This is a genomic window from Geodermatophilus dictyosporus (assembly GCF_900115505.1).
Classification (GTDB): Bacteria; Actinomycetota; Actinomycetes; order Mycobacteriales; family Geodermatophilaceae; genus Geodermatophilus; species Geodermatophilus dictyosporus.
In genome coordinates, this window is sequence record NZ_FOWQ01000003.1 from 664,945 (window position 1) to 677,935 (window position 12,991).

At 74.1% G+C, this 12,991-nt stretch carries 14 protein-coding genes; 2 read left to right on the forward strand and 12 right to left on the reverse strand.

Features of this window, described 5'->3' with window-relative positions; translation table 11 throughout:
* The 12 genes from BMZ33_RS10465 to BMZ33_RS10520 form a co-directional block, all read right to left on the reverse strand.
* A complete protein-coding gene (locus tag BMZ33_RS10465; RefSeq protein ID WP_091109577.1) occupies nucleotides 1-1,308 on the reverse strand; it encodes a FliI/YscN family ATPase in 1,308 nt (435 codons plus the stop codon).
* A complete protein-coding gene (locus tag BMZ33_RS10470) occupies nucleotides 1,308-2,153 on the reverse strand; it encodes a FliH/SctL family protein (RefSeq protein ID WP_091109580.1) in 846 nt (281 codons plus the stop codon). Before BMZ33_RS10470 ends, BMZ33_RS10465 begins: the two co-directional genes overlap by 1 nt.
* Entirely contained in the window at nucleotides 2,137-3,216 is a 1,080-nt protein-coding gene (gene fliG, locus BMZ33_RS10475) for a flagellar motor switch protein FliG (protein WP_091109583.1), read from the reverse strand. The genes BMZ33_RS10470 and fliG overlap by 17 nt, the downstream gene beginning before the upstream one ends.
* A complete protein-coding gene (gene fliF, locus BMZ33_RS10480; RefSeq protein ID WP_091109585.1) occupies nucleotides 3,213-4,811 on the reverse strand; it encodes a flagellar basal-body MS-ring/collar protein FliF in 1,599 nt (532 codons plus the stop codon). Before fliF ends, fliG begins: the two co-directional genes overlap by 4 nt.
* Complete coding sequence (gene fliE, locus BMZ33_RS10485; protein WP_091109588.1) at nucleotides 4,811-5,161, reverse strand: flagellar hook-basal body complex protein FliE; 351 nt, start codon at nucleotides 5,159-5,161, stop codon at nucleotides 4,811-4,813. The genes fliF and fliE overlap by 1 nt, the downstream gene beginning before the upstream one ends.
* A 2-nt stretch (nucleotides 5,162-5,163) precedes the next feature.
* Nucleotides 5,164-5,562: a flagellar basal body rod protein FlgC gene (gene flgC, locus BMZ33_RS10490; RefSeq protein ID WP_136697268.1), complete on the reverse strand. Its 399-nt coding sequence runs from the start codon at nucleotides 5,560-5,562 to the stop codon at nucleotides 5,164-5,166.
* Nucleotide 5,563: 1 nt separating this feature from the next.
* The gene (locus BMZ33_RS10495) at nucleotides 5,564-5,911 is read right to left on the reverse strand and encodes a flagellar basal body rod protein FlgB (RefSeq protein WP_091109590.1); all 348 of its coding nucleotides are present in this window, start codon (nucleotides 5,909-5,911) and stop codon (nucleotides 5,564-5,566) included.
* Nucleotides 5,912-6,291: 380 nt separating this feature from the next.
* A complete protein-coding gene (locus BMZ33_RS10500; protein ID WP_091109593.1) occupies nucleotides 6,292-6,651 on the reverse strand; it encodes a hypothetical protein in 360 nt (119 codons plus the stop codon).
* Nucleotides 6,648-7,031, reverse strand: a complete 384-nt coding sequence (fliS, locus tag BMZ33_RS10505; protein ID WP_091109595.1) for a flagellar export chaperone FliS — start codon at nucleotides 7,029-7,031, stop codon at nucleotides 6,648-6,650. Before fliS ends, BMZ33_RS10500 begins: the two co-directional genes overlap by 4 nt.
* A gap of 52 nt (nucleotides 7,032-7,083) precedes the next feature.
* Nucleotides 7,084-8,496 (reverse strand): flagellar filament capping protein FliD, encoded by a 1,413-nt coding sequence (fliD, locus tag BMZ33_RS10510; RefSeq protein WP_091109598.1) that lies wholly within the window; start codon nucleotides 8,494-8,496, stop codon nucleotides 7,084-7,086.
* 97 nt (nucleotides 8,497-8,593) lie between these two features.
* Nucleotides 8,594-9,760: a flagellin N-terminal helical domain-containing protein gene (locus BMZ33_RS10515; protein WP_091109601.1), complete on the reverse strand. Its 1,167-nt coding sequence runs from the start codon at nucleotides 9,758-9,760 to the stop codon at nucleotides 8,594-8,596.
* A gap of 129 nt (nucleotides 9,761-9,889) precedes the next feature.
* Nucleotides 9,890-10,780, reverse strand: a complete 891-nt coding sequence (locus BMZ33_RS10520; RefSeq protein WP_169064141.1) for a sigma-70 family RNA polymerase sigma factor — start codon at nucleotides 10,778-10,780, stop codon at nucleotides 9,890-9,892.
* A gap of 281 nt (nucleotides 10,781-11,061) precedes the next feature.
* On the opposite strand from BMZ33_RS10520, the gene BMZ33_RS10525 reads away from it, so the two are divergent.
* On the forward strand, nucleotides 11,062-11,556 hold the full coding sequence (locus tag BMZ33_RS10525; RefSeq protein WP_169064142.1) for a flagellar protein FlgN: 495 nt from the start codon (nucleotides 11,062-11,064) through the stop codon (nucleotides 11,554-11,556).
* On the forward strand, nucleotides 11,553-12,986 hold the full coding sequence (flgK, locus tag BMZ33_RS10530; protein WP_091109603.1) for a flagellar hook-associated protein FlgK: 1,434 nt from the start codon (nucleotides 11,553-11,555) through the stop codon (nucleotides 12,984-12,986). Before BMZ33_RS10525 ends, flgK begins: the two co-directional genes overlap by 4 nt.
* Nucleotides 12,987-12,991 lie beyond the last annotated feature (5 nt).

Here is a 12,991-nt window from a genome sequence, read left to right on the forward strand (position 1 = left end):
TCAGCCCGCCGTCACGAGCCGGTGCAGCATCGACCAGGCGTCGTCGGGTGAGGTGCTGTCCTCCAGCGCCTGGCGCAGGAAGGCGTCGATGGCGGGGGAGAGCACCCGGGCGCGGTCCACCAGCGGGTCGCTGCCGGGCTGGTAGGCGCCGATCTCCACGAGCTCCCTGACGTCGCGCAGCGCGCCCATGAGCCGGCGCATCTCCCGGGAGTCGGCCATCCGCGCCGGGCTGGTCACCGCGCCCGCGACCCGGGAGATCGACTCCAGGACGTCGACGGCGGGGAAGTGCCCCGCGGTGGCCAGCCTGCGGGTGAGCACCACGTGCCCGTCGAGGATGGAGCGGGCGGTGTCGGCGATCGGCTCGTTGTGGTCGTCGCCCTCGACGAGCACGGTGTAGAGCCCGGTGATCGACCCGGTGGCGCCCGGTCCGGCCTTCTCCAGCAGCTTGGGCATCATCGCGAAGACGCTCGGCGGGTAGCCGCGGGTGGCCGGGGGCTCGCCGGCCGACAGACCCACCTCGCGCTGCGCCATGGCGGTGCGGGTGATCGAGTCCATGAGCAGCAGCACGTCGCGGCCCTGGTCGCGGAAGCCCTCGGCGATGCGGGTGGCCACGAACGCGGCCTTGAGGCGCACCAGCGGCGGCTCGTCGGAGGTGGCGACGACGACGACCGTGCGCGCCATGCCCTCGGCGCCCAGGTTCTCCTCCAGGAACTCCTTGACCTCGCGGCCGCGCTCGCCGATCAGCCCGATGACCCGGACGTCGGCCTCGGTGCCGCGGGTGATCTGCGCCAGCAGCGTCGACTTCCCGACGCCGGAGCCGGCGAAGATGCCCAGCCGCTGGCCCTTGCCGACCGGCACGAGGGTGTCCAGCGCGCGCACCCCCACCGGCAGCGGCTCCTCCACCCGGCGGCGGGACAGCGCGTGCGGCGTCTCGCTGGCCAGGTCCACCCAGTCGACCCCGGCGCCGAGCGGGCCGTGCCCGTCGACCGGCCGGCCCAGGCCGTCCAGGACCCGGCCGAGCAGCGCCTCGCCGACGGGCACCTGCAGCGGCATGCCGGTGTTGCGCACCGGCGCGCCGGCGTGCACGCCGCCGAGCTCGCCCAGCGGCATGCAGGTGAGCCGGTCGCGGGCGACGGCGACCACCTCGGCCATCAGCCCGCGGGGGCCGGGGTCGACCTCGACGAGGTCGCCGACGGCGGCGACGACGCCCTCGACGGTCAGCGTGAGACCCATGGCGCCGACGACGGAGCCGGTGAGCTCCGGGCGGGCGGCGAGGCGGGCCCGGGACAGGGCGGCGGCTGTGGACATCAGGACGGGCCCCCGCCCGACAGCACCGCCCGCACCCGCGCCAGCGCCGTCGACAGCTGCGCGTCGACCCGGCGCGGGCCGCACTCGGCGACCGCGCCGGCGCGCTCCACGGCGGCGTCGCCGACCACGGTGACCGTCGGCGGCAGCGCGGCCAGCGCCGCGGGCGGCACCTCGGCGAGGTCGTCGGGGTGCAGCCGGACCACCGCGGGCGCGTCGGAGGGCACCAGGGTGAGCGCGCGGCGCACGGCGTCGACGCCCGCGGTGGTGGAGGCCGACAGCTCCCGGCCGAGCAGGTCCTCGACCAGCGTGAGGGCGCCGTCGAGCAGGGTGTCGCGGACGTCGTCGGCCGTGGGCACCGTGGCCGCCTCGAGGGCCGCGACGGCCGCGCCGAGCGCGGCGGTGGCCGAGACCATCCGCCGCTCCCAGCGGGCCTGCACGTCGGCCAGCCGGACCTCGGCCTCCGCCTCGGCCTGCGCCACGACCCGGCTCGCCTCGGCCAGACCCTCCGCGTAGCCGGCGCTGTGCCCCTCGGCCCGCGCGAACTCGCGCAGCCGGGTCAGCTCCTCGGCGTAGACGTCGCCGAGCCGCAGCACGCCGCGGCCGTTGGGCACCGGGACGTCGGCGGCACGCCGGCTGCCCACCCGCCGCTCGACGACCACCTCGGGCGCGGTGGCCACGACGGGGGAGGCGGGCTCGACCGGCGGCGGGACCGGGACCGGCCGCGGGCGCGGCGGCACCGTCGTCCCCGGCACCGAGCGGTAGGGCGCCGCCGCGCTGGCCGAGGCCCCGCGCAGCAGCACCGACTCCCGCGCCGTCGTCCGGAGTGCCTCAGGCGACGAACTCATCGTCCCCACCCCGCGAGATGGTCACGACGCCCTGCTCCTCGAGGGTGCGGATGACCGCGACGACCTTGCCCTGGGCCTCCTCGACCGTGCGGGCGCGGACCGGGCCGAGCAGCTCGATCTCCTCGGCGAGGTTCTCGGCGGCGCGCTCGGAGAGGTTGCGGACCACCTTGTCCCGGACGTCGGGGCGCACGCCCTTGAGCGCGGTCGCCAGGTCGTTGGACTGCACCTCGCGCAGCACCAGCTGCATCGACCGGTCGTCGATGGTGACGATGTCCTCGAAGACGAACATCTGCGCGCGCACCTGCTCGGCCAGCTCGGGGTCGGAGCTGTCGAGCCACTCGAGGATCGAGCGCTCGGTCGGCCGCGGCGAGCGGTTGATGATCTCGACGAGGGTCTCCACGCCGCCGACGGTGGACATGTCCTGGTGGGCGAGCAGCGAGCCCATCCGCCGGCCGAGCTCCTCCTCGACCAGGCGGACCATCTCCGGGGTGGTCCGGTCCATGGTGGCGATCCGGTGGGCCACCTCGGCCTGCTGCTCGGGCGCGAACCCCGAGAGCACCTCGGCCGACTGGGCGGCGGTCAGGTGGGCCAGCACCAGCGCGATGACCTGCGGGTGCTCGTCCTTGAGGAAGGTCACCAGCTGGCGGACGTCGGCGTTGCGCAGCGAGGCGAAGGGGACCTCGGTGTAGACGACGTTGAGCCGGGCCAGGATGCCCTCGGCCTTGTCCTCGCCCAGACCCGCGGCCAGGATCTCGCGGGCGAAGTCCACACCGCCCCGGCCGACGAAGCGCTGCGCGTTCATCAGCTCGTGGAACTCGTTGAGCACGCCGTCGACGTCCTCGGGCTCGATCGACCCGAGTTTCATGATCTCGCGGGTGATCGCCTCGACCTCGCGCGGCCGGAGCATCGACAGCAGGGTGCCGGCCTCCTCCTTGCTCATCTGGGCGAGGAAGACGGCGGCCTTGCGCAGGCCGGGCAGCTCGGGACGCTTCGGCTTGGGCGGCAGTGCGGGCAGGTTGGTCCCGCCCGCGCCCACCAGCTGCTCGACGGAGGCGAGTGTCATCGCACGTCACTCAGCCAGCCGCGCAGCATCTGCGCCACCTCGTCCGGTCGTTCGCTGACCATGCTCGCGATCTCCCCCCGCACCCGTTGCCGCTCCGCGGCCTCCAGCTCCAGCGCCCGGCTGTCCAGGACGGCGGTGTCGTCCCGTGCGCTGGCCACCCGCAGTCGCTCGAGCTCGGCCATGACGCCCTCGTCCAGCTCGAGCGGGTAGTCCTCCTCGTCCTCCTCGTCCTCGCCGCGGCGGCGCGAGCGCAGCCACACGACGAGCACCAGCAGGGCGATGCCGAGGGCGATGCCACCGGTCTTGATCAGCGACCACATCTGGGCCTGCTGCTCGGCCTCGCGGGCCGCGGTCATCTCCGCGGCCGCGGCGTCGGCGGCGCTGGTGTCGAAGGCCAGCGAGGCGAGGCTGATGTCGTCCCCGCGCGCGGCGTCCAGGCCGACGGCGTTGCCGACCAGGTCCTCCAGCTGCGCCTGGTTGAGGTTGCCGGCCACGGTGTCGTTGAGCACGACGGCCACGGTCAGCCGCCTGACCTCGCCGGGGGCGGTGACGGTGTTGGTGACGGTCTCGTCGACGGCGTTGTTGGCCGTCGTCGACTCGGTCTCGTAGTTCGCCGTGCCGTCCCCCGTGCCGTCGCCGGCGTCCGCGGTGTTCTCCGGGCCGAGGACACCGCCCACGGCGGCGCCGTCGCCGGTGTAGGTCTCCCGCGACGTCTGCTCGGACTCCGGCGGGGTGCCCTCGGTGTAGCTGTGCGTCGTCGCGGTGCTGTCGCGCTGCGACATGTCCAGGTCGGCGCGCACCGAGACCCGGGCGTTGCCGGGGCCGAGGAAGGTGTCGAGGATCGACTGGGCGTTGGTGGCCAGCCGGGTCTCGTAGTCGGTCTCCATCTGCGAGCGGGCGTCGCCGGACGCCGACGTCACGCCCTGGCCGGCCGCCGAGAGCAGCTGGCCGGTGGAGTCGCTGACCGTGACCTGCTCGGGGTCCATGCCCTCGACGCTGGAGGAGACCAGGTTGGTGATCGACTGGATCTGCTCGCCGGCGAGCTCGGTGCCCGGGGTCAGGTCCAGCAGCACCGAGGCGGTCGGCACGCCCTCGTCGGTGGCGAACACCTCGTCCTCGGGCAGAGCCACGTGCACCACCGCCGTCGAGACGCCGTCGAGCGCCTCGAGGGTGTTGGCCAGCTCGCCCTCGATGGCGCGCTGGTACTGCACCTGCTGCTGGAACTCGCTGGTGGTGATGCCCTGCTCGTCGAGCAGCGCGTAGCCGGTGTCGGAGCCGGCGGGCAGGCCCTTGCCGCTCATCTGCAGCCGCAGGTCGTAGACCTGGTCGTTGGCCACCATGATCGTCTGGCCGCCGTCGGCCAGCTCGTAGGCGACGCCGGAGGCGTTGAGCTCGTCGACGATCGCCGAGGCGTCGGTCGAGGCGAGGTTGGAGAACAGCGGCGCCATCGTGGGCGTCGTGATCCACCGGTAGAAGACGAAGCCGCCGAGGGCCAGCCCGGCGACCAGCAGGCCGATGACGACCTTCTGGCCCAGGCTGATCGTGGCGAGGGTGCCCTTGAGCTTCCCCAGCGGACCGGCCAGTGCGGGAGGCATCAGATCGGCATCCTCATGATCTCGGTGAAGGCCTCGACCGCCTTGTTCTTCAGCGTCACGACGACCTCGGTGGCCACGGAGGCCTCCTGGGCGGCGATCATGTAGTCGTGCACGTCACGCAGGTCGCCGGTGGTGCCCTGGACGGCGAGTGCGTCCTTGGCCGACTGCAGGCTGCCGAGCTGGTCGAGCGCGCCGGTCAGGGCCGCGGCGAAGCCCTCGCCGGACCCGGCCGCCGGAGCCGCCGCGGCGGTGCCCGCGACGTCGGCGACGCCGGCCGCGGCGCCGAGGCCGGCGACGCCGCCGACGGTGGGGAAGCTGGGCAGCGAGACGCCGCCGACGGGGGAGGTCACGGTCAGCCCTTCCCGAGCTGCAGGGCGGCCTGGTAGGCGTCGGTCGCCCGCTCCATGGACGCGATGTTCGCCTGGTAGCCGCGCTGGGCCATGATCAGCTGGGTCATCTGCTTCCCCAGGTCGATGTCCGGGTAGCGGACGTAGCCCTCGCCGTCGGCCAGCGGGTGACCGGGCTCGTACACCAGCCGGCCCTCGCCGCTGCCGAACTCCGCGCGGGCGACGCGCACGCCGCCCTCGCCGGAGCCGTAGTCCACGGCCTCGGCGACGACCATGCGCTCCCTGAACGCCTCGCCGTCGGTCGAGCTGACCGTGTTGATGTTGGCGATGTTGTCCGAGACGGCGTCCATCCAGCGGCGGTGCACCGAGAGGGCGGACCCGGAGATGTCGAGGCTGTCGAACACGTCATGCCGTCCTGAGGGCCGTGCGCAGGCCGTTGTACTTGCCGTCGAGCGCGGTGAGGGCGAACTGGTAGCGCAGGCCGGTCTCGGTCGCGATGACCGTCTCGGCGTCGAGGTTGACGTTGTTGCCGTCCTCGCGGGTCGGCTCGAGCGAGCGGGCGATCGAGCCGCCGGAGACGGTCGGCGTCCTGCCCTGGCGCAGCTCGGTGCGCAGCGAGGACTCGAAGTCCGTCCGGCCGGCGAGGAAGCCGGGGGTCTGGACGTTGGCGATGTTGTCCGCGGTGACCCGGGAGCGCTGGGCGAGGCCGCTGAGGGCCGCGTGCAGCGTCGTCGCGGTGACGTCGCTGATCATCGGGCGGACCGCCGGTGGGCAGGACGGCAGGACACGAGGGCCTCCGGGTACGTCGGGGCACCCCTCGCGCGAGTGCGCGTGAGGGGAGGGGGCCGCCGATCCGTGGCGAGAGTGGTGCTGTCCGTGCGGGGTCGTCATCGGCACCCGCGTCCCGCTGGTTGACCGCCGTCCGCCACACGGGTGACGGGGGTTCCGCCCGGGACCGGTGTGACTCGGGAGGCCCTGACCCCGCCGTGCGGTGCCCGACCTCGCCCCGCAGCGCGAGGTCGGGCACCACACCGTGCGGTCCGGGGGCCGACGCCGGTTGCGTGCCCGGGGACGACGACGGCCGGGCCGCCACGCGTGTGGCGACCCGGCCGGGGGTCGGGGGAGGGGAGTTGCTAGAGGGCGCGGTCGACGAAGGCGGCGACCGGGCGGGGGCGGTAGGCCATCCGGGCGGCGAGGTCGCGCTGGCGCTGCGACTGGGTGATCCGCTCGACGAGCTCCTCGGCGACGGCGAGCTGGTGCTGCAGCAGCCGGGCGGCCCGCTCGCGCAGGTCCATCGGCAGGGGGCCCAGGGCGCTGGGCGGCACCCAGTCCTCCATGCGCCGGCCCCACGCGGCGATCTCCTCGGCGCGGTTGCCCCGGATGGAGCGCTCCGCGTCGATGACCTCGCCCTCCATCTCCTCGAGGACGAGGGTCCACTCCTCGCGGCGCTCGTCCTCCGACCCCGGGAGGGAGACGCGCTGCAGGGCGGTCATGCGGTGGCCGCCAGGCTCGCGGCCGCCTGACGCCACGCGTCGCGCAGCGGCTCGACCACCTGCAGGCAGGACGCGACGCGGTTGCGGTCCTGCTTCAGGGACGCCTGCGTGATCTCGGCGAGCAGCCAGTTGTAGAGCGCGGCCAGGCGGGGACCGCCCTCCCACGCGTCGACCCGCAGGCTGCCCAGCAGCTCGAACACGATGTCCTGGGCGTGCCGCAGCTGCAGCTCGGCGTCGGCCCGCCGGCCCTCGGTGAGGGCGAGCCGGGCGCGCTCGAGGTCGAGGGCCAGACGGTCGTAGAGCATGACCAGCACCTGCTGCGGCGAGGCGGTGGTGACGGCGTCGCCGAGGTAACGGGCGCGGAGGGACGCGGCACTCATCGAGCGGACTCCTGGGGAGGCAGTGGTACGGACAGGTTCGGCCGGGCGGCCGTCAGCTTGAGCTGGGCAGCGAGGCGAGCTGGCCGGCCAGCCAGCTCGACTGCGACTTCAGGGAGCTCAGCGCCGTCTCCATGGCGGTGAACTGGCGGGTCAGCGTCTCCCTGCGCACCTTGAGCCGGGTGTCCCAGTCGGCGATGCGGGCCTGGATGTCCTTGGCCAGGGTGTCGCGGCCCTTGGCCAGGCTGGTCAGCGTCCCGGTCGTGGTGTCGGAGGCCTGCTTGGCGAGCGACTGCACGCGCTGGGCGAGGCCCTGCACGGCGCCGGTGCCGGTCACGGGGTCCGCGGGCCGGCCGCCCAGCACGCTCTGCACCTTCGCCGGCTCCTTGGCCAGGGCGGCGACGAGGGTCTCCTTCTTGAAGGCGATCGTGCCGTCCCGGTTGAGCTGGATGCCCAGGGTGGCCGCGGAGGAGGTGCCGACGCCGGTGCCGAACGCGCCGAGGATCGTCCCGGTCAGGCCGGTCAGGGTGCTGTCGCCCTTGAGGACGGCGGTGCTGCCCGGGGCCGAGGAGCTCTGGGTCTTGATCTCCTTGAGCGCCGCGTTGGCGGCGTCGACGAAGGCCTGCACCTTGGCGGCGACGCCCTCGGAGTCGCTGGCCACCCGCACGGTCGTGGTCGCCGTGGGGTCCACCTTCGACACGGTGACCGAGACGCCCGAGAACAGCTCGGCGAAGGTGTTGGTAGCCGAGGTGGCGGTCAGGCCGTTGCTGAGCAGCAGCTCGGCGTCCCGGCCCGGCGGCTCGGCGACGAAGGCGCTGCCCGCCGTCTCGGTGGTCTCCGCCTTGCCGCGGAGCCAGAACTGCGATGCCGCGCCCGTGGTGGTGCTGGTCACCTGGAGCCGGACCTGCTTCGTGCCCAGTTGCACCACGGTGGCCCGCAGGCCGTGGTCGCCCTCGTTGATGGCGGCCGCCACGTCGTTCAGGGTGGGCGGGTTCTTGTCCGGCAGGGCGATCTGCGCGACCAGCTTCCCGTCGGCCGTCCCGTCGGGCTTGCGGATCTCCAGCGGCCAGCCGGGGTCGGTGCCCCCGGCGCTGGGGGAGCGGACGTCGGCGCCGGCCGAGTCCCACACGAGGTGGCTGGTGACGGTGTGCGCGCTGGCCAGCGAGGTCACCGAGAAGGCGAGGCTGCTGCCGTTCACGGCCGAGGACGTGGCGCTCGCGGTGACGTCGGCGCTGCTGCTGGTGGCCGTCCGCGCGGCGGCGAGGTTCGCCGAGGTCAGTGCCTCGGCCGCGCTGCGCAGGGACTCCATGCGGCTGTTGACGGTGCGGTAGGCGGTGGCGGCGGCGGTCGTCGCGCCCAGCCGGGTCTTCAGCGCCGTCTGTGGCGCGGCCTCGGCCGAGACCAGCTGGTTGATCAGGCTCGTCGTGTCCAGCCCGGACACGAGGCCGTCGACGGCCATCCCTGCCATGCCGGTTCCTCCTGCGTCGGGCGGGTGCGGATGTGGGTGAGGGGGGAGGCGCGGGGCCTCCCCCCTCACCGGGGTGGTGCGCTGTTACGGGGTGGGATCAGCCACGCAGCAGCTGCAGGACGCCCTGCGAGCTGGAGTTGGCCTGGGCGAGCATCGCGGTGCCGGCCTGCGACAGGATCTGCGAGCGGGTGAAGCTCACCATCTCCTGCGCCATGTCCGTGTCGCGGATCCGCGACTCGGAGGCCGACAGGTTCTCGACCGCGACGTTCAGGTTGTTGATGGTGTGCTCGAAGCGGTTCTGCACGGCACCGAGGTCGGCGCGGGCGGTGGAGACCCGCTCGATCGCCGCGGTGATGTCCGCGATCGCGTCCTCGGCCCCGGTGGCCTGCGTGAACGTCACGTCGGCCGCCGCGATCTGCGCGGCGGTCGCCGAGGCGCCCGGGGTGACATCGCCCTGGAAGACCAGGCCCGTCGCGGAGGACGACGCCGTGGCGGCCACGCCGGCACGGTCCAGCGCGTCGTTCACCGCGGCGAGACGCGCGGCTGCATCGTCCCCGGCCTTGTACTTGACCGTCGACAGGTCGAGGCTCTTGCCGTTCACCGTGATGGTGCCGTTCAGCTTCTCGAAGTTCTCGGCGTTGCCCATGTTGGCGCTGCCGACCGTGGACGAGCCCCGGGTGCTGGCCGCGGCGGCGGTGGACGCCGTCTCGGTCAGCCCGGTGCCCGCGAGCGACACGTCGACGCCGAGGACGTCGAGGCCGTCGGCGCTCATGTCCTGGGCCACGTTGACGGCGATCGTCTCGCCCTGGTTGGCGCCCACCTGGAACTTGCCGGCGTAGGTGCCGTCCAGCAGCTTCTTGCCGTTGAACTGGGTGGTGTCGGCGATGCGGTTCAGCTCGGACTTGAGCTGGCTGATCTCCGACTGGATCGCCGCCTTGGCGTCGTCGTTCAGCCCGCCGTCGGACGAGGCCTGGACGGCCAGGTCGCGCATGCGCTGCAGGATGCTGTGGGTCTCGGTGAGAGCGCCCTCAGCGGTCTGGACGACGGAGATGCCGTCCTGGGTGTTGCGGACGGCGACCTTGAGACCACCGATCTGCGAGCGCAGACCCTCGGAGATCGCCAGGCCGGCCGCGTCGTCGGCGGCCCGGTTGATGCGCAGACCGCTCGACAGCTTCTCGAGCGACTTGCCCATCTGCGTGTCGGTGGCCGACAGGTTGCGGTACGAGTTGAGCGCCGCGATGTTGGTGTTGACGCGCAGACCCATGGTGTTCCTCCTTGGAATCAGGTCTTCGAGGTTCCCGCTGCATCCGTGCTGCGGGGCTTGCAGGTGGTGTTACGGCCGGGACGGGACGGGACTTGAGGCGAACCCCGGACTTCTTCGGGGCGATCTCACTCAGGCGGGTCGGGGGACGCCGTAGGAGCGGGCCGCCGCCGCCCAGGCCCTGCGCGGGGCCGGCGGTGGGGGGACGGCCGCGGGCGGGGTGTTGCGGTCGCCCGCGTGCCGGCCGGCCACCCGCTCGACGTAGAGGCGCTGCTGGTTGCGGGCGCGCACGCCGCCGTCGGCCGGCACGGTCCGGCCGTCCCACACCTCGCTCATCGCCGCGTGCAGCAGCGTCAGCGCGCGGGCGCGCATCTGCGAGACGCGGGACAGCGTGACGCCGAGGTCGGCGGCGATGTCGGTGAGCGACTCGTTGCCGAAGAAGTTGCGCTCGACGACCTCGTCGAGGCGGTCCGGCAGCGCGCGGACGGCGTCGTGCAGGTAGCGCGAGCGCTCGCCGCGCAGCACCGCCCGCTCGGGGGACTCGCCCGGGTCGGGCAGGTCCAGGGAACCGCCCTCGCCGCCGCTCTCGGCGTCGATGCTGACCATGACCGCCCGGTGGACGTCGACCTGCAGCGCGTCGAGCTCGTCGCGGCGCACGCCCAGGCTCTCGGCGAGCTCCTCGCGCGTCGGCGGCCGGCCCAGCCGGATGGTCAGCGCGTCGGCCGCGGCGTCGGTGCGCCGGGCGGCGGCCCGCACCGACCGGCTGGCCCAGTCGCCCGAGCGCAGCTCGTCGAGGACGGCGCCCTGCAGGCGGGGGAGGGCGTAGGTGGCGAAGGTGGCCCCGGCCGACGGGTCGAAGCGGCGGGCGACCTCCACCAGCGCCAACCGGGCGCAGGAGAGCAGGTCCTCGCGGCTGACGTGGCCGGGCAGCGAGATCCGCGAGGCCACCGCGTTGACCGCGAAGGAGCACAGCGGCAGGTGCTCGGTGACCATCGCCTCCACCTCGGCCGCCGACCGTGCCACGGAGACCGCCGACCGTGCCACGGAGACGGGCGGGGCGCCGCCGTGGGGCGGCACGCCGCGCGGGGTGGCGGGGCGCGGGACGGGTGGGCGCTCGGTCACCGGAAGGCGGGCTGCTGGCACGCCCCCCTCCTCGGCTGCCCGCGCGGGCGACCGCACCACCTCCGGCGGGCAAGATCTGCCGATCCTGGGATCTCGGCTTGAGGGTCCTTCGCCCGGTGCCGATGGCCTCCCCGCTGACGACGCCGGACGGGGACCGCCCGCCCGGCAGGACGAGGGAGGCGGTGGCGGACGTGGACTTCCAGCACCTGTCGACGCTGCTGTGGCGGGAGCAGGAGCTGCTCGACCTGCTGCTGTTCAAGGCGGAGGAGAAGCAGTACCTCATCCTGTCGGGCAAGACCCGCTGGCTGGCGCGCATCGCCCACGAGATCGAGGTCGTCCTCGACCAGCTGCGCACGCTCGAGGTGGAGCGCGCCGCGGTGACCGAGTCGCTGGCCACCCGGCTCGGCGTCGGCGTCAACCCGTCGCTGCGCCAGCTCGCCGACGTGGCGCCCTCGCCGTGGAACGACCTGCTGGCCCGCCACCACGAGGCGCTGCTGGTGCTCGTCACCGACCTGCGCAGCCTCTCCGACGCCAACCGCGAGCTCATCGAGGGCGGCCTGGCCGCCCTGGGCGACGCGCTGGTCTCGGTCCGCCAGCCCACGGCCGGCACCTACGGCGCCACCGGCCGCTCGGAGGCCGGCAGCACCCGTGCCGTGACCCTGGACGGTGCCCTGTGAGCGCGCTCTCGGCGCTGAACACCGCCAGGACGGCGCTGTGGGCCGCCCAGCGCGGCCTCGACGTCACCGGCCAGAACGTCGCCAACGTCAACACCGAGGGCTACTCCCGGCAGCGGGTCGACCTGCAGGCCATGGGCGGCACCGCCGTCCCGGCCGTCCACTCGGTCAGCAGCGCCGTCGACGGCGGCGTGGACGCCGAGAGGGTCCGGCGGGTCCGCGACGCCCTCCTCGAGGCGCGTGCCCACCTGGAGACGGCCGACACCGCCCGCCTCACCGCGGAGAGCGCGGCGCTCTCCCAGGTCGAGGAGGCCTTCCGCGAGCCCGGCGACAAGGGCCTGCAGAGCATGCTCACCGCGGTCTGGGCGGGGTTCTCCGACCTGGCCAACTCGCCGCTGACACTCGCCTCGCGCAGCCAGGTGCTCGAGCGGCTGGACACCCTGGCCAGCGGCCTCAACACCACGCGCGCCGCGCTCGACCAGCAGTGGGACCAGACCCGCGACGGCCTGGCCGCCCTCGTCGCCGACGTCGACACCAGCACCCGGTCGATCGCCGAGCTGAACGCCACCATCCGGCTGTCGACGCTGGCCGGCCTGCCGGTCAACGAGCTCGCCGACCGGCGGGACGCGCTGGTGCTGCAGCTGGCGCAGCAGATCGGCGCCACCGCCGTCCCGCGCGCCGACGGCGTCGTCGACGTCACCGTCGGCGGGACCAGCCTGGTCGCCGGCGGCACCGCCGTCGGCCTCCGGCTGGCCGGCACCGCCGAGCCCGACGACGCCGCCACCGACCCGCCCCGGCTGGTCACCGTCCCCGGCGGCACGGTGCTGCGCCCCGGCGGTGCGGCAGCCGGCCAGCTCACCGCGCTGACCGCCACCGTGCCGGCCCACCGCACCAGGCTCGACGACCTCGCCCGGTCGCTGGCCGGCACGCTCAACGCCGCGCACGCCCAGGGGTGGGACCTCGAGGGCCAGCAGGGTGGCCCCCTCTTCGACGACGGCTCGGGCGCGACCCCCGTCGACCTCACCAAGGTCACCGCCGCCACCATCACCCTGCGGTCGCTGCGGCCCGAGCAGGTGGCCGCCGCGGCGACCGACCCCGCGACCCTCGGCGGGAAGACGTCGGCCGACGGCAGGAACGCCGATGCGCTCTTCCGGCTCAGCCTCGACACCGCCGGCCTGGACGCCACCTACCGCAAGCTCGTGGTGGCCCTGGGCGTGGAGTCCTCCGTGGCCGCCCGCAACCTGGAGGTGCAGTCGGTGATCTCCACCCAGGTCGACGCCGCCCGCGAGTCGGTCTCCGGGGTCAACCTCGACGAGGAGATGACCAACATGCTGTCCTTCCAGCACGCCTACAACGCCGCGGCCCGCATGGTGAGCGCGATCGACGAGGCCCTGGACACCCTGATCAACCGCACCGGCGTCGTGGGGCGGTGACCTGA

Excerpts from the sequence above, each read along its gene's own strand:
- BMZ33_RS10465 (WP_091109577.1), bottom strand. The coding sequence starts at position 1,308 with ATGTCCACAGCCGCCGCCCTGTCCCGGGCCCGCCTCGCCGCCCGCCCG.
- BMZ33_RS10470 (WP_091109580.1), bottom strand. The coding sequence starts at position 2,153 with ATGAGTTCGTCGCCTGAGGCACTCCGGACGACGGCGCGGGAGTCGGTG.
- fliG (WP_091109583.1), bottom strand. The coding sequence starts at position 3,216 with ATGACACTCGCCTCCGTCGAGCAGCTGGTGGGCGCGGGCGGGACCAAC.
- fliF (WP_091109585.1), bottom strand. The coding sequence starts at position 4,811 with ATGCCTCCCGCACTGGCCGGTCCGCTGGGGAAGCTCAAGGGCACCCTC.
- BMZ33_RS10495 (WP_091109590.1), bottom strand. The coding sequence starts at position 5,911 with ATGATCAGCGACGTCACCGCGACGACGCTGCACGCGGCCCTCAGCGGC.
- BMZ33_RS10500 (WP_091109593.1), bottom strand. The coding sequence starts at position 6,651 with ATGACCGCCCTGCAGCGCGTCTCCCTCCCGGGGTCGGAGGACGAGCGC.
- fliS (WP_091109595.1), bottom strand. The coding sequence starts at position 7,031 with ATGAGTGCCGCGTCCCTCCGCGCCCGTTACCTCGGCGACGCCGTCACC.
- fliD (WP_091109598.1), bottom strand. The coding sequence starts at position 8,496 with ATGGCAGGGATGGCCGTCGACGGCCTCGTGTCCGGGCTGGACACGACG.
- BMZ33_RS10515 (WP_091109601.1), bottom strand. The coding sequence starts at position 9,760 with ATGGGTCTGCGCGTCAACACCAACATCGCGGCGCTCAACTCGTACCGC.